Origin of the sequence: Pantoea conspicua (assembly GCF_002095315.1) — a bacterium.
Classification (GTDB): Bacteria; Pseudomonadota; Gammaproteobacteria; order Enterobacterales; family Enterobacteriaceae; genus Pantoea; species Pantoea conspicua.
This window is the reverse complement of the sequence record NZ_MLFN01000001.1, coordinates 44,275-60,343: the sequence shown is the minus strand read 5'-3', so window position 1 is coordinate 60,343 and position 16,069 is coordinate 44,275. Positions and strand designations below refer to the sequence as shown.

The window sequence follows — 16,069 nt, the reverse complement described above, 5'->3', positions numbered from 1 at the left end:
CCTAGAAAGATTGAATGAGAATCGGGCGGATCAGCAATAATATTAATAATCCGCCAGATGAAATTACTTTCACTACTTATTAAGAGGCCAATACAGCCGATGACTGGCCTGACGATTGAAAAAAATCCGTTAATATTTCAGCCAGTTTTTCCGGCTGTTCGTCAGGAATAAAATGCCCGCATTCCCCGATAATCGCACCGCTGACCTGCTCAGCCACTGCACGCAGCGGTGTCGCCATATCCGGGATCGAGCCCTGATCGGCACTCACCGCCAGCAGCGGCAGCGCCAGCTTTCCAGCCTGGGCGCGCTGGCGGTTCTGACGGGCTGACTGATCGACTGCGCGGTAATAGGCCAGAGCGGCACGCAACGCACCCGGCTGCTGGTAAAGTCGCAGGTATTCCGCCCGCGCAGCCGCGTCGATCTGGCGGGGATTGGCCGCTTTACGATTAAAGAACCAATCCAGGTAAATCCCTTCCCGGCCGGCAATCAGTGCTTCCGGCAGATCGCTGACGCAGTGAAAGGCGAAATGCCAGGTTTTCCAGGCGTTATCGTCTGCTAACGGCAGCGACTCAGGCAGCGTAATGCCCGGAATGCCACCGTCCAGCAACGCCAGCTGGCTGACGTGATGCGGAAACTGCGACGCCAGCGACCAGGCGACCCAGGCACCGATATCGTGCCCTACCAGATGAAAGCGGGTGATGCCGAGCTGCTGCAACAGCGCCATCACCCGCTGCGCTATGCTGTCAGTATCGTATCCATCTGCCGGAAAGTCAGAGTCCCCCTGTCCTGGCAGGTCAGGCGCAATGATATGAAAGTGGTTAGCCAGCCCAGGAATCACCTCTCGCCATGCATAGCTGCTTTGCGGAAAACCGGCGAGCAGCACCACAACATTCGCGTTTTCGCACCCGGCACTCAGATAGTGAAAACGGAAGTCATCCACGCTGGCAAAGTGATGCTGATAAAGTTGAGGATATTGCATTGTGACGCTCCATAATTTAGGAAACGTTCGTTTCCATATTAGCTAAAAAATTTAGTCGAGGATTTTCAGGGCCAGCGGGATAACGCTCTCATCGGGTCGGGTGGCAGCCACTTTACCGGCCACCCGCATCCCCAGCACAATGCATAACAGCAGCGAGGCGGTAGGTTCAGCACTCAGCGCCGGATTGATCGAGCCATCCTGCTGTCCCTGCAGGATGAGCTGACGCAGATTTTGCTGATTGCGCATCAGGGCGTGACTGACCGCGTCGGCCAACTCTTCATCCAGCGTCTGCAGTTCAACGGCACTGCCAGCAACCAGACAACCTCGCTCGCCTTCAATATCACGCACTGACTCCACATAAAATTGCAGCAGTGCCGCCAGCTTTGCGCGTCCGTTTTCACGCTGCGCCAGTCGATCGCCCAGCGCGGCATTGCGTAACGCGAGGTAACGTGCAAACACCTGCGTAAACAGCGAGCGTTTATCGGTGAACGCTTTATAGATACTGCCGGTGGTGAGCTGCATCGCGCGGCTGAGATCGCCTATCGAGGTGGCGTGATACCCTTTTTCGCGAAAGATCTGCATCGCGCTGTCCAGCACGGCGTCAGTCTGAAATTCTCGCGGCCGGCCCCGCTCTTTCACCGGATGATGATGGCCCATCGCCCCACCTTTAGGAAACGTTCATTTCCTTAATGATAAACCGATATCACCGGGAAAAAAAGAGGCTGACTTCAGGAACTTATCAACCATCAGAACGAAACCCGTAACGCTTGCCGGATACCCTGCCATCTGACCTGACGCAAAGAACCCTCTTCTGTCGCTCATCTATACTGCAAACTATCCTCAATCATGGAGCGCCCTCATGGAACTGAGCTGGTTCACTCTCTGGCCGCCTCTGGCACGTGTGCTGTTTATTCTCACCTCACTAACCATTATTCTGTGCGGCTTGTATCTGGCCGCGCCGTGGATCAATCAGGTGCTGCTGGCGATGCTGTTATCGATCATGCTCGATCCGCTGATTAGCTGGCTGGAGAAGAAACGTATACCGCGTATTCTGTCGACTTTGCTGGTGATTATTCTGATGCTGATGGTGGTGATCTTTACCATCATTAAACTCACGGTGCTGACCCCCGATTTGATGCAGCTCAGTCGTCAGGCACCGCTTCTGCTGGCAGCCCGGCTGGAGCAACTCACGCTGGCGTTTGCCCGGCTGGATATCGGCATCACTCCCGACCAGCTATTGGCCTTTATTGATGCCGGGGCCGTGGTGCGGCTTGTCACCACCTTCCTGACGCAGATCCCCGGCGTGATCTCCTGGTGGATCATGGTCTTCCTGATGCTGCTATTTATGTTGTATGAATTACCGCTGCTGAAACGTACGCTGCAGCAGCGTGTTGCCGGTAAACATCAGGCCTTTTATCTGGCGCTGCAGGAAGGGATTCAGAGTGTGATTGTTTATGCCCGCGTCAAAACCCTGACCAGCCTGCTGGGGGCGCTTATCGTCGGAACCGGCGCGCAGTTGATGGGTCTCAAATTTGCCTTTTTCTGGGGCGTACTGATGTTTGTCTTTAACTATGTGCCGGTGCTGGGCTCGTTTCTGGCGGCGATTCCCCCGGTGATACAGAGTTATATTTTGTTTGACCTGCAGATAGCGCTGGCGGTTGCCGGCTTCTTTATGGTGCTGAATCTCTGTCTGAGTTCGGTGATTGAACCGCTACTGATTGGAAAGCGGCTTAATATGGCACTGACCAGCCAGCTGCTGGCGTTTCTGTTCTGGCAGGCACTGCTGGGAATAACCGGGGCAATACTGGCAATTCCATTAACCTATCTGATCAAAAAAGTCCTGCTGGCGGGCTATCCGCAACAGCAGGACCAGGAGTCAACATTAACGCAATGAGGCGGTTTTATTGCGCCATGAGCGGGTCAGGCGTTTTTCAATCTCTACCACGATGAAGATCGCCACACTGACAATCAGGGAGATCAGCCAGTAGTTGATCGGCAGCGGACGGGTACCAAACAGGGTATTCATCAGCGGCACATAGATAATGATCGCCTGCAGTACTATCAGCACCAGCGTCACCAGCCAGATACCGCGGTTTTTCAGCAGACCGCGATCCAGTGAGAAGCCATTACCGTTACGGCAGTTGAGCATATAGGCCCACTGTGCGGTCACCAGCATCTGCAGCAATACAGTGCGGATAAATTCCGCACTGTAGCCACGCGGTTGCAGCCAGGCTTCCAGCACGAAGGCGCTGATGGAGATCAGCAGCCCGACAAACACCACCCGCCAGATGGCGTAACCATCCATGACGTGCGCTTTCACATTCCGCGGCGGACGCCGCATGGCATTCGCTTCCGCAGGTTCAAACGCCAGACCAAACGACAGCGTGGCGGACGTCGCCATGTTCATCCATAAAATCTGTACCGGGGTTAACGGCAGCAGGTTCCCCATCAGGATGGCGATAATAATCAGCAGTCCCTGTGCCAGGTTGGTGGGCATGATGAACAGAATGGTCTTCTTGAGGTTGTCATACACCCGACGTCCCTCTTTTACCGCAGCGGCAATGGTGGCGAAGTTGTCGTCGGCAAGGATCATATCTGCCGCTTCTTTCGTCACCTCGGTGCCTTTAATCCCCATCGCGATACCGACGTTGGCCTGTTTCAGCGCAGGTGCATCGTTGACGCCATCGCCGGTCATCCCGACGATTTCGCCACTGGCTTCCAGCGCTTTTACCAGTCGCAGTTTATGTTCCGGACTGGTTCGGGCGAAGATATCGTAGGTTTTCGCCGCTTCAGCCAGTTCGGCATCGCTCATGTGTTCCAGCTGGTAGCCGGTGATGGCCGCGTGACTGTTGCCAATCCCCAGCATCTGACCAATCGCCATCGCGGTTTCCTGATGGTCACCGGTGATCATCTTGACGCGGATCCCCGCCTGCTGGCACTCATCAATGGCCGTGATCGCCTCTGGGCGCGGTGGATCCATCATGCAGGCGAGACCCAGCAGCACCATGTCATGTTTCAGCTCATCATGATCGAGGGAGGTGACCGGTGCAGTGGTTTTCTTCCAGGCCGCCGCCACGGTGCGTAATCCTTCACTGGCATAGGTGGTGATGGCGGCATCCCAGTAAGCCCGGTCGATCGGCTCGACGCCTCCGGGGTTTGCTGCAGCTGGCACAAATTCAGTAATACATCTGGCGCGCCCGTCAGCAGCACATAGGATTCGCTCCCGGCCACGCAGCTGACCGACATATATTTATAAAGAGAATCGAACGGCAGTTTGCTGACCACCTCAACCGGCTGTGGGGCGCTCTGCCCTTTCGCCGCCAGCACTTTTAGTGCGCCTTCGGTCGGACCACCGACAATGGCCCAGTGTCCCTGACTGTCCTGACGAAGCTGACTCTCATTACAGGTATCGACCGCATGCAGAAACTGCTGAAACAGCGGGTCCTGCGCCGCATTCGCGCCGTCGGCTGTAGCCTGCTCGGCCACAATCTCGCCTTTAGGTTCATAACTGTTGCCGCTAACGCGCCAGCGACTTTTCGCCAGCACCACCGCTTTGACCGTCATCTCATTCATGGTCAGCGTGCCGGTTTTATCGGAACAGATGACTGACATAGCACCCAGGGTTTCGACGGTCGGCAGCTTGCGGATAATCGCCTGGGTCCGCGCCATCGACTGCACGCCCAGCGACAGGATGATCGAAATAATGGCTGGCAGCCCTTCCGGTACCGCCGCGACCGCCAGGCTGATCACTGACAGTGACAGCTCACCCAGCGGAATATCGCGCAGCAGATAGCCAAAAATGAACAGCGCCACCATCATCAGCAGGATGATGAAGAAGATTGCTTTACCCAGCTTATCGATCTGCACCAGTAGCGGGGTTTTCACCTCTTTGATGCCGCTGATCATCTCATTGATATGGCCGAGTTCGGTATCGCCACCGCTGGCGATGACCACGCCAGCAGCGGTGCCTGAGCTGACAGTGGTGCCTGAAAAGGCCAGATTAAGCCGATCGCCCAGCGACTTTTCGCCGCTCAGCGTATCGACGCTTTTTGAGACCACCGTCGATTCACCGGTCAGAATCGCCTCTTCGACCCGCAGATTGTTCACTTCAAACAGCCGCAGGTCAGCCGGGATTTTGTCGCCGGGACGCAGCATCACCACGTCACCGACCACGATCTCACGCGTCGGCACGGTGACCTGTTTACCATCGCGCACCAGCATTGCTTCATTTGCCAGCATATTCTGGATGCTTTTCAAAGACTTCTCGGCGTTGCTTTCCTGAATAAATCCGATGAGTGCGTTGATGACAGCAACGCCGAGAATGACAAAGGTATCGACCCAGTGGCCCATAATGGCTGTAATCACCGCGGCAGCCAGCAGGATATAAATCAGTACATCTTTGAAATGTGAAATAAATTTAAGCAGCGCAGACTTTTCTGCTTTTTGCGGTAAGGCATTTGGCCCATATTTCTGCAGACGGTCATGTGCCGTGGCCGAACTTAATCCCGCTGACGAACTTTGTAAGTCAGAAAATATCTCGGCCACACTACGCTGATACCAGGGACGATCGGATAAAGCGGGCGCTTTACCCTGTTTTTCGTTGTTTAGCATATATACCCCGTGCCATTAAGCGATAAATTAAAGGCGGAAATTAAAAAAAACGCATTTTGCGGGATGCAAAACCCGCAGGTAATGACCGACATCATTTTTCTGCAAAAAAAGTTCTGCTGAGTGACAGGAATGGCTAAATTAAATTTAACCTATATTATCAGAATGACAACGTTGTTTTTGTTTAGCTAATGTTTACCCTGGCTCATGCAGTGTGCATCGGATCATCTCGTGGTCTGAAAAAGGAAACTCTGATGAAAAAACAGAGCATTATCGCGCTTTGCGGTTTCGTTATTCTCGCGGTTGCCGCGACAACGCTGGTGGGGTTACTCACCTGGCTGGTTGTTTCACAAATGGCAATCTGAAAGGTAACAGACGAAGCGGCAATGCCGTCTGGCTAAAAAATATTTTGAGCACGTTAAACTTAATTTTAAATCGGTGGCAATAAGCATCAGGCGACGTTATTCCTCAACGCTTATTAAACCGCGGCTAAAATAGCGGAAGTTAAGGCGAAGATAATGATAAAACACAAAATCATCTCGATTTTTTTCTGTTGTGTATTTATGACAGCGTGCGACGAGAAAAAAGAGCCGGATGCGCCGCCGCCGCGTGTAATTAAAACTTTCACTATTGAATCGGATTTTGCTAAAAATATCCGTATTTTTCCTGCACGTATTCAGGCCGGTGACAATACCGATCTGGCGTTTAAGCGTGCAGGACAGCTGATCACACTGAATATACGCGACGGAACAGCGGTTAAGGCGGGTCAGACCCTCGCCACGCTCAACGACGCCGAAGCGCAATTACGGGTACGTGATCGTCAGACCAGCCTGCAACTCGCCGAACGGCAATATCAACGATTCAGCACCCTGGCAAAGCGCAGCGCCGTCTCGCAGTCGGAGATGGATGTGCAAAAAGCCAATCGCGATGCGGCGGCGACGGCGTTGAAACTCGCCAGAGAGGAGTTGCAGTTCCTGACGCTGCGCGCTCCTTTTGATGGTGTTATCGCTCAGGTTCAGGTGCGTAATCATCAGGTCGTCGCTGCCGGACAGCCGGTGGCCCTGCTGACCCGCCCAGACTTACTGGATGTGATTTTTACGCTGCCTGAAACCCTGTTTTCCAGTCTCGATATTCAGAACATCAATTATCAACCCGAGGTGCAGTTTAATGCGCTGCCGGGCCGGGTATTTAAGGCCCGGTACAAAGAACATACCAGCCAGACCGATGCCGCCACCCTCACCTATCAGGTGGTGCTGACTATGCCGCGTCCGGCAGATTTACCCGGCGTTGCAGGACTGAGCGGCTCGGTGCGGGTCCAGTTGCATAATTTGCCCAATGCCCCGGCGCTGCCGCGTCTGGTGGTGCCCGCCGCCGCGGTATTTAATCCCAATCACAGCCCGACTAGTCAGCCACACGTCTGGCTGGTGGAGCAACAAGGTGATGTGTTGCGGGTGAAAGATCGTCAGGTTGAGGTCGGCAGTCTGAGTGCGCAAGGTGTTGAGATTGTTAGCGGACTGCAACCGGGTGACCGGATTGTCGCCGCCGGAGTTGGCGAACTGCGTGACGGAGAAGCGGTACGGATCTGGCAGCGTGAGCGGGGGTTATAATGCGTATTCAGCAGCATTTCCTCGATAAACCGATCCGCTACTGGATGGTCATTCTGCTGCTGGGCGTGGGCGGAATTTATGCCCTGCTCAATATCGGACGACTGGAAGACCCGCTATTTACTATCAAATCCGCCGTGATTGTGACCGCCTATCCCGGTGCCTCGGCGCAGCAGGTGGAGGAAGAGGTCACCCTGCCGCTGGAAAATGCCTTACAGCGCCTGCCGTCGCTGGATAACGTCAGTTCTATTTCGGCCAATGGCCTGTCGCAAATCACCGTCAACATTCATACCCGCTACCTTGCCGATCAGCTGCCGCAGATCTGGGATGAACTGCGGCGGCGCGTTGATGATGCTGCCCGCCAGTTTCCGCCAGGCGTTCAGACGCCGCTGGTAAACGACGATTTCGGCGATGTCTATGGCTACTTTTTTGTCATCCACGGCAAAGATTTCACCAATAGCGAACTGCGTAACTATGCCGATCAGCTGCGGCGCGATCTGGTACTGGTGCCCGGCGTGGCTAAAGTCGCGGTAGCGGGCGTTGAGCAGGAAGAGATAAGGATTGCCCTCTCCGCCAGTAAAATGACCGCCTATGGCCTGACACCACAGCGGGTGGCCGATCTACTCAGCCGCAACAACAGCGTAGCCAATGCCGGTAGCGTGCGGGTGGACAGTGAATCAATCCGGTTCCATTCAACTGGCGAGTTGCAGACGCTGGACGACCTGGCCAGCCTGCCCATTCTGCCGGCTGGCAGTCCGCAAAATGTCCATCTGCGCGATATCGCTACCCTGACGCGCGGCGTGACTGACAATCCGGCAAATCTCTATTTTGCTGATGGCGAGGCCGCGCTGGCGATGGGTGTCTCTTTTGCGCCAGGCGTTAATGTGATTGACGTCGGCGATGCGCTCTCCAGCAGGCTGGCACGCTATCAACAGGATACGCCAGCGGGGATCAGCCTGAAGGTGTTCTATAACCAGGCGCACGAGGTCAAACAGTCGGTTGATGGCTTTATCCTTAATTTCCTGATGGCTCTGGCCATTGTAGTGGGTACGCTGCTGCTGTTTATGGGCTTACGCAGCGGTCTGGTGATTGCCGCCTCGCTGGCGCTCAATGTGCTGGGCACTCTGCTGATCATGAATTTGTTTAGCCTGGAGCTGCAACGGATATCGCTGGGAGCATTAATTATTTCGCTGAGTATGCTGGTCGATAACGCCATTGTGGTGGTTGAAGGGGTCAAAATTGACCACCAGCGTGGCCAGTCATTACAGCAGGCAATGAATCGGATGATACGCCGTAGCGCATTGCCGTTGCTGGGTGCGACCGTGATCGCCATCATCGCCTTTGCCCCGATCGGCCTCTCCCAGGACTCCACCGGCGAGTATTGTAAATCGCTGTTCCAGGTCTTGCTGATTTCCCTGATGCTGAGCTGGGTCACCGCGCTGACCTTAACCCCGGTGTTTATTCGCTGGAGCGAGAAGCGCCAGCCGGCCCGCCAGCCGGAACAGCAAACCGCGCCTCATCAGGGCGTGGTTTTCCGCCTTTACCGCCAGATGCTCAGTGGCTTGCTGCGTTTTCGCCTGATTACCCTGACCGTGATGGTGGCGCTGTTAGCCCTGTCGCTGTACGGCTTTGGTCTGGTTAAGCAGAATTTCTTTCCCTCCTCCAGCACGCCGATCTTCTTTACCGACCTGTGGCTGCCCTATGGCACCGATATCCACTACACCGCCGAGACGGCGGCATCGATTGCACGATTTATCAATCAGGACCCGGCGGTAGAGGCCACGGTCACGACTGTCGGTCAGGGCGCGCTGCGCTTTACGCTGACCTATGATGGCGCACGCCAGTACAGCAACTTTGCGCAAATCATGGTGCGGGTCAAAGATGCCCGTCAGCTGGATGCGTTAGCGCTGCAAGCTGAACACTTTATTCAGCAGCACTACCCACAGGTTAATGAGCGGATTAAACGCATTCAGTTTGGCAGCGCCAGTGACAGCGCAATCGCCCTGCGCGTCATCGGTCCTGATCCGGAAAAATTGCGCCACATTGCCAGCCAGCTGGACGCTATCTTCCTCGCTGACGGCACCACCTTCCCGGTCCGCAATGACTGGCAGGAACGCAGCAAAGTGATCCGGCCGCTCTATTCTGCGCTACGCGGTCAGGAGCTGGGGATTGATAAACGCGATATCGATCAGGCACTGCGAATGAATTTCAGCGGCGATGCGGTGGGAATTTTCCGTGACGGCTCGCGACTGATGCCGGTAATGCTCTATCCAGCGGAAGAGGAGCGTCAGGATATCGATCATATCGTCAATATTCAGCTGTGGAGCGCCGCTTTACAGCGCTTTGTTCCGCTCAGCAATGTGATAGCGGACTTCCGGCTGGAGTGGGAAAATCCGCTGATCATGCGCCGTGATCGGATGCGGGTGCTGACCGTGCAGACCGATCCGGATCCCGCTTCTGGCTTGACCGCTGCGCAGATTGTCGCGCGGGTGAAGCCGCAAATTGATCGGCTTGCCTTACCGACAGGCTACCGGCTTGAATGGGGCGGCGAGCTGGAGAGTTCGCGCGAAGCGCAGAGTGGCTTGCTGAGTTCGCTTCCGGTGGGATTTCTGGCCATGTTCATGATTACCATTCTGATGTTCAATTCACTACGCGACGCGCTGGCGATCTGGATCACCGTGCCACTGGCACTGATCGGCGTTACCTTTGGCTTCTTACTTACCGGCATTCCGTTTGGATTTATGGCACTGATCGGGTTGCTCAGCCTGTCAGGTATGCTGATCCGTAACGGCATCGTGCTGGTGGAGGAGATTCGTCTGTTGCAGCAGGAAAAACCGCTGCAGCTGGCGATCATTGATGCCGCAACCTCTCGTCTGCGTCCTATTCTGCTTACCGCCTTTACCACCGTGCTGGGCTTGCTGCCGCTGCTGCGCGATATCTTCTTCCAGAGCATGGCGGTGGTGATTATCTTTGGTCTGGGCTTCGCCACCGTTTTAACCTTGCTGGTGCTGCCGGTGATCTATAGCTGCTTCCACGGGCGGGAGGCAAAAAATGAATAAAAGCGGGCTGGCGATGCTGAAGATGCTGGCCTGCATCACTGCCGTCTCCTTTTTTACCTTTTATCAGAGCTACGACAGCTACCACTACGACTCCGGTCTGGCGCTGAACGTGCTGAGCTTCGTCTCAACCATTGCCACGCCGCTCTATTTTTTACTGAGCGGCTATATGGATGCGGGCGAGCAGCATACGCCAGCCTGGCAGCTGGGCAAAATCCGCCGTATTTTGCTGATTTTCCTCTTCTGGTTTAGCTTTTTCTGGTTTGCCGGGCTGCATAAAAAAGGCTATTTAATCCAGCCGTGGTTTGTAATTGCTTTAATCGCGATTTATGTGTCACATCCACTGATCGACCGGCTGATCCGCACGCCAGGCAAGATGGCGCTGGGGATCCTGTTGCTGCTGATCTTTGCCTTTGTCTACGATCTGCTGGCCAGTCTCTACCCTAATCAGCGGGCATTTTCACTGTTGCCGCAATACCGTATCTGGACCTGGGTGCTCTATTACCTGTCGGGCCGGCTGATGGCTGCGCCGCAGGTGATCCGTCTGCTGATGTTGCCAAAATGATCAAAAGCAGCCTGCTATTACTGCCCGCGGTCTGGCTGTTTACCTGGCTGTATGAGCGTTACTACTTTATCGCCCGCTTTTTGCCACCAGCAATGAAATGGTTCTCACCGGCTCGCAGGTTTACCTGCTGGTGCTGCTGATAGTGATCAGCATTAATGCCATCAGGCTGCCGGACAATAAGCCCTGGATTACCACCTTCCTGACCACACTGGGCAAGACCATGACCGGCGTTTACATCCTGCACTATCTGATCTTCAATCTGCTGGCACTGGCCATCAGGATTCAGACGCTGGGCGATAAGCTGCTGGTGATTGCCCTGACGCTGCTGTTTTCAATGGCAATCTCACTGTTGATGCTGCGTATTCCCGGCGTCAGTAAACTGATCAGCCTGTAACCGGGCCGCCGCCTGTTCGGTAGCCTGACGACGCCTGGCGATGAAGGCTGCCATGCCCGTTCTTGCCTGTTCCACCTCTTCGGCCGTCGCGGTACGGGGCGAACCACTGTTGAAGGGCGGCGCCGGATCGTATTCCATCTGTAGCTGAATTGCCCTGGCAACGGCATCGCCACACAGTTCCGCCACCAACGTCAGGGCAAAGTCGATGCCCGAGGTCACACCCGCACCGGTAATGCGGTTCCGATCGCGTACCACCCGCTGGCTGACCGGTTCGGCACCCAGTAAGGCCAGCTGATCAATTGAACTCCAGTGCGACGTGGCCCGATAACCCTGCAATAGCCCGGCTGCGCCCAGTACCAGCGAGCCGGTGCAAACCGAAGTCACGCGCTGAGCATGTCTGGCCTGCTGGCGCAGAAAGTTCAGGGTTTCACTGTCTGACATCAGCGCAATTTGTCCCGGACCGCCGGGCACGAAGATGACATCCAGCGGCGGACAGGCTTCGAACGTGATAGTAGGCAGAATCGATAAGCCCCGATCGGAGCGAACCGGCTGCGGGTCCTTCCACACCAGATGACAGGCGAACTGCGGCGTGCGCGCAAAGACTTCCCACGGACCGGTCAGGTCCAGCTGGGTGACATCAGGAAACAGCAACAGACCAATCTGTAGTGGACGGCGCATAAAAGGCTCCCTCTGAGCGTAAACAACTATCATGCGCGGGTTAGCCTGCGGTGATCAATCTTTTGAACCGGAGATTATCTTTAACGTATCCGCCAGCGAGGAGGAGAGGATCTGACCGTGGTTTTGCCCGGTATAGTGGGTCAGATGCAGCGTAGCGTCGGTCTGGCGCAGGATAGGTATCAGCTCAGCCTCTTCCTGTTGCAGGTCATCAGAATGTCCGGCACGCCGCTCAGTGACGCCATCGCTCTCCATCAGGTAGAGTGACAATCGCTTCAGCGGGCCGGGATCGGCACGCCGTGCCAGTTCGATGATGCGTTGCTCGTTCCAGCCCAGCGACGGGGCGGCCGCAAAGTAATGGCTGAACCAGGCGGCCTGATAAAAGGTATCCAGCACGAACAGGCCACCGTAGGAGTGGCCCCACAAGCCGCGCTGATGGGGATCGCTGGCTGCCTGTGCTTCAACCCACGGCACGATGCTGTTCAGCATCAGCTGTCGAAACGGGTGGCTGCCGCCGCCCTTTCGGCCGTGCGGCATGTCGACTATCGGATCTGGCGCATCGTCAGGTGGGGTGTAATCGTAGCTGCGTGCCACTACGTCAAACGGCAGGTTGCTGTCATAACCCACCGCCACCAGCACCGGGGACGAGCCACTGCGTAATTGTTTCAGCTGGCTTTCTGTCAACTGCGCCATCGCCGCGTTACCGTCCAGCATATACAGCACCGGATAGCCTGAGGACGGCGCTGCCATTTTCGGAATACCAAGCCAGACCCGGTAGTGTCGCTTACCATCCTGCGAGTCAAAGGTTCTGCTCCCGAAGCGATACCATGCCGAGCCTTTGTCGGCAATATTTTCGCCCAATGGTCGCAGGTCTGGTTGCGCACTGGCGTGATTCACCGTGAAAACGCACGCCATCGCGAGCAGCAGCGGCAGGACATAACGACGGGAGGTTCGGGCAGTATTCATTCAGCAATGCCTGTTCAGTGTTCAGTAAAACTTAACTGAACGGCATCCTAACAAATATCCACCGCGAAAAAATCCCGCATTTGATAGGGTTATCTCTGGCTAGGGTACACCGAAGTAGCGCAGCAGCGCCGTCATCAGCGCCGCACCGAGAATAATGATAATGAGAGGCGCACGACGCCACGCCAGCAGCAGCGCAAAGCCAACGCCGATGATCCGCGCCATGCCGGAAAAATGCTGACCTTCAAACAAGGTAGTGGTGGCAGCAACGGCTAACAGCAATACCGTGGCGGCGTCCGACAGCATCTGCTGACTACGTTCACTGAGCGGTAAGCGATTCCCCAGCCTGACACCGGCGAACCGCATCAGCCAGGTGCCGGCCGCCAGCAGGCCAATACCGGCGATGATCATCGTCTGGTGGCTCATTTGCGTGATCTCCATGCCAGCAGACCCAGCAGCGAAAACAGCACTGGCATGCCAGCCGGCACCAGCGGCGTCGCCAGCAGCGACAAAGAAGCGCCGAGCAGGGCGGGAACCCGGGTTCGCCGCTGACGCAGAGCCGGAAAAATCAGCGCAATCAGGATGGCAGGAAACACCGCATCCAGTCCGATAACCGAGGTATCGGGAATGAACTGGCCGATGGCTGCCCCGGTCATCACGCTGATCGGCCAAATCAGGCCAATGCCGATGCCACACAGCCAGTAGGCGCTGCGACGCTGCGCCAGTTGCGGCTGGGAGAGTCCAAATACCACGCTTTCATCATTCATGATATGACAACCCAGCCAGCCAGCCGGACCGCGTCCTACCAGATCTTTTACGGCGATACCAAAGGGCAGATGACGCGCATTGACCAGCAGGCCCGCCGCTGCGGCAGTAAACGGACTGCCACCGCCCGCCACCACGCCGATAAATAAAAATTCTGATGCGCCCGCCAGTACCAGAGTGGAGAGCGCCAGTGGCACCCAAAGCGGAAAACCGTCGGCGGTTGCCAGTGAACCATAGGATAAACCGACAATGCCATCAGCCAGACAGACCAGGAAAATGGCCTTTACCACGCCTGTATCCAGCAGCTTTGTTTGTAAAAACGGCATAACCTGATCTCAAAATGAACGAATTATCCATTATAATGAACACCGCTGGCCTGATTTACAAGTCGAACGTAATGTTCGTTATAAAAAACGAATATACTGCAGGAGTCTCTTTGAATACCCCTATCAGCATCATCGCTAACGCATTAGTCCGTGAACGTCAGCGGGCCGGCTTATCGCTGGCAGAAGTGGCTCGCCGCGCGGGTATCGCCAAATCCACCCTGTCGCAGCTGGAGGCGGGCAATGGTAATCCCGGCATCGAAACGCTGTGGTCGCTTTGCGTCGCCCTGAATATTCCGTTTTCACGCTTAATGGAACCGGAAGCCCGTCGTATGCAGGTGATTCGCCGGGGTGAAGGGCCAACGGTGACCGCCGATTTAGCCAATTATCAGGCGGTGTTGCTGGCGACCTGCCCGCCAGGCGCACGGCGGGACATCTATCTGTTGCAGGTTCAGCCTGGCAGCGATCGCTGTTCTCAGCCGCACTCCCCCAACACCATCGAGCACATCATCCTGTCCAGAGGACGTGCGCTGGCTGGCCCGGTCGATTCACCGGTCGAACTGGATGTGGGCGACTACATCACCTACCCCGGCGATGAGCCGCATATTTTCCGGGCGCTGGAGGTGGATACCCTCGCTGTTCTGGTGATGGAGCACGTTTGAGCCCGGTTCAATCTTCTGCCATTTTTTGCCGCGACGCCTCAGGGGTGAGGTGATGCACCAGCTGGACCACACTGTTAAGCTCAATCGCCGGATAGTGTTCACGCATTCCGGCCAGCAGTACGTCATCCGGCCACTCTGCTTGTTTTCCCAGTCTCTCCGCTGCCGCACAAAGCGGCAGCGTCTCAACGCTCGTCACCCATACCACCAGCGTGTCAGCAGGGTTTTGCTGATTACAGTAGCGAAGCGGGCCGGGATGAATATCGCCTTCCTGCCAGCGCAGCGTATGGGTTTTCTCACCGCGTCGGACGGCGGGCAACAGACGCGGAACGATGGATAAGTGTTGCATTTTTAACTCCCGGATAAGGGTTTCTCATTTCCCGACACCAGGCTGTGCCGAAAAGCAATATTAAAAAGCGGGATTAAATGATATGTTATAACATTACAATTATCGTTTTACTGCAGGAGTCATTATGCCACGCTCTCACTTTTCCTCTCAGGATAACCGCCTGCCGGTTGCTGTTCTGTCCGGTTTTCCTGGTGCCGGAAAAACCACACTGCTTAACCCTATTCTCAATAACCGTGAAGGACGGCGGATAGCCGTGATCGTCAATGATATGTCAGAAATTAATATCGACGCGGCGCTGGTGCGCGATGGTAATGCGCAACTGTGGGAAAGGATGATGAGCGCTCAGTAGTCGATCTGCTGGTCGATCAACGCGAGTTTTGTGACTAGCTGGTGCTGAATAAAACCGACCTGCTGAGCGCTGAACAGTTACGCCAGTTGCAGGGCACGCTGAGGGCGCTGAATCCGCATGCACGGCTGGTGACCAGTCAGTTTGGTCAGCTGCCATTAGACCTGCTGCTGGATACCGGCCGCTTTGACTTTGATCAGGCAGCCCAGGCACCCGGCTGGCTGCAAACCTTACGGGGCGAACATCAACCGGAGTCGGAAGAGTATGGCATCCGGAACTTCGTTTATCGGGCCCGTCGTCCCTTTCATCCGCAGCGTTTCTGGCAGGTGGTGAATCATCAGATGGCAGGTGTATTACGCTCCAGGGGTTACTTCTGGCTCGCCACTCGCCCGGAATTTGCCGGGGTCTGGTCACAGGCTGGCGCGCTGGCACGTCAGGGCTATGCGGGTCGCTGGTGGGTCAGCGTTCCACGGGAACAGTGGCCTCAGGATACCGACTCGCTCAATGTGATTGCTGAACAATGGCAGGAGGGAACCGGTGATGCGCGTCAGGAGCTGGTGTTTATCGGTATTGAGATGAATGAAAATGGGCTACGCACCGCACTGAATGAGGCCTTACTGACGCCACAGGAGATGGCTGCGGGTGCGGGAGAGTGGCTGACGTTTGCCGATCCGGTACCGGGCTGGTTTGAATAACCGTCACTCTGAAGCCTTGTTGACGTCGTGACGCCACTCCCTGATAGTAAAACCGGCTGGCGAAAGAGCCACGGACGGCGATTCGCCG

At 55.7% G+C, this 16,069-nt stretch carries 13 protein-coding genes and 2 pseudogenes; 7 read left to right on the top strand and 8 right to left on the bottom strand.

The window, feature by feature from the left end:
* Nucleotides 1-79 precede the first annotated feature (79 nt).
* Complete coding sequence (locus HA41_RS00250) at nt 80-979, bottom strand: alpha/beta fold hydrolase (RefSeq protein ID WP_094119054.1); 900 nt, start codon at nt 977-979, stop codon at nt 80-82.
* Between the two features lie 51 nt (nt 980-1,030).
* Entirely contained in the window at nt 1,031-1,636 is a 606-nt protein-coding gene (locus tag HA41_RS00245; RefSeq protein WP_094119053.1) for a TetR/AcrR family transcriptional regulator, read from the bottom strand.
* Between the two features lie 202 nt (nt 1,637-1,838).
* Between HA41_RS00245 and HA41_RS00240 the strand changes: the two genes are divergently transcribed.
* Nucleotides 1,839-2,873 (top strand): AI-2E family transporter, encoded by a 1,035-nt coding sequence (locus HA41_RS00240; protein WP_094119052.1) that lies wholly within the window; start codon nt 1,839-1,841, stop codon nt 2,871-2,873.
* Here the strand turns inward: HA41_RS00240 and HA41_RS00235 are convergent.
* Nucleotides 2,862-5,590 (bottom strand): annotated as a pseudogene (locus HA41_RS00235) (cation-transporting P-type ATPase). The gene HA41_RS00240 and the pseudogene HA41_RS00235 sit on opposite strands and share 12 nt — an antisense overlap.
* 515 nt (nt 5,591-6,105) lie before the next feature.
* On the opposite strand from HA41_RS00235, the gene HA41_RS00230 reads away from it, so the two are divergent.
* From HA41_RS00230 to HA41_RS21255, 4 genes are all read left to right on the top strand, one after another.
* Nucleotides 6,106-7,194 (top strand): efflux RND transporter periplasmic adaptor subunit, encoded by a 1,089-nt coding sequence (locus HA41_RS00230; RefSeq protein WP_094119051.1) that lies wholly within the window; start codon nt 6,106-6,108, stop codon nt 7,192-7,194.
* Nucleotides 7,194-10,250 carry an efflux RND transporter permease subunit gene (locus tag HA41_RS00225; RefSeq protein WP_094119050.1) on the top strand — a complete coding sequence of 1,019 codons (3,057 nt, stop codon included), beginning with the start codon at nt 7,194-7,196 and terminating at the stop codon, nt 10,248-10,250. Before HA41_RS00230 ends, HA41_RS00225 begins: the two co-directional genes overlap by 1 nt.
* Nucleotides 10,243-10,812, top strand: a complete 570-nt coding sequence (locus HA41_RS21260; protein WP_244175076.1) for a hypothetical protein — start codon at nt 10,243-10,245, stop codon at nt 10,810-10,812. The genes HA41_RS00225 and HA41_RS21260 overlap by 8 nt, the downstream gene beginning before the upstream one ends.
* A 97-nt stretch (nt 10,813-10,909) precedes the next feature.
* Nucleotides 10,910-11,206 carry a hypothetical protein gene (locus HA41_RS21255; RefSeq protein ID WP_244175075.1) on the top strand — a complete coding sequence of 99 codons (297 nt, stop codon included), beginning with the start codon at nt 10,910-10,912 and terminating at the stop codon, nt 11,204-11,206.
* Here the strand turns inward: HA41_RS21255 and HA41_RS00215 are convergent.
* From HA41_RS00215 to HA41_RS00200, 4 genes are all read right to left on the bottom strand, one after another.
* Entirely contained in the window at nt 11,156-11,884 is a 729-nt protein-coding gene (locus tag HA41_RS00215) for a DJ-1/PfpI family protein (protein ID WP_094119049.1), read from the bottom strand. The genes HA41_RS21255 and HA41_RS00215 overlap by 51 nt on opposite strands.
* 54 nt (nt 11,885-11,938) lie before the next feature.
* Nucleotides 11,939-12,847, bottom strand: a complete 909-nt coding sequence (locus HA41_RS00210) for an alpha/beta hydrolase (protein WP_094119048.1) — start codon at nt 12,845-12,847, stop codon at nt 11,939-11,941.
* A 99-nt stretch (nt 12,848-12,946) separates the two neighbouring features.
* Nucleotides 12,947-13,270 (bottom strand): AzlD domain-containing protein, encoded by a 324-nt coding sequence (locus HA41_RS00205; RefSeq protein WP_094119047.1) that lies wholly within the window; start codon nt 13,268-13,270, stop codon nt 12,947-12,949.
* Nucleotides 13,267-13,935: an AzlC family ABC transporter permease gene (locus HA41_RS00200; RefSeq protein ID WP_094119046.1), complete on the bottom strand. Its 669-nt coding sequence runs from the start codon at nt 13,933-13,935 to the stop codon at nt 13,267-13,269. Before HA41_RS00200 ends, HA41_RS00205 begins: the two co-directional genes overlap by 4 nt.
* Nucleotides 13,936-14,045: 110 nt before the next feature.
* On the opposite strand from HA41_RS00200, the gene HA41_RS00195 reads away from it, so the two are divergent.
* Complete coding sequence (locus tag HA41_RS00195; protein ID WP_094119045.1) at nt 14,046-14,594, top strand: helix-turn-helix domain-containing protein; 549 nt, start codon at nt 14,046-14,048, stop codon at nt 14,592-14,594.
* A gap of 7 nt (nt 14,595-14,601) precedes the next feature.
* Here HA41_RS00195 and HA41_RS00190 read toward each other — a convergent pair whose 3' ends face one another.
* Nucleotides 14,602-14,940: an ASCH domain-containing protein gene (locus HA41_RS00190; RefSeq protein ID WP_094119044.1), complete on the bottom strand. Its 339-nt coding sequence runs from the start codon at nt 14,938-14,940 to the stop codon at nt 14,602-14,604.
* 124 nt (nt 14,941-15,064) lie between these two features.
* Between HA41_RS00190 and HA41_RS00185 the strand changes: the two are divergent.
* Nucleotides 15,065-15,981, top strand: a pseudogene (locus tag HA41_RS00185) (GTP-binding protein).
* Nucleotides 15,982-16,069 lie beyond the last annotated feature (88 nt).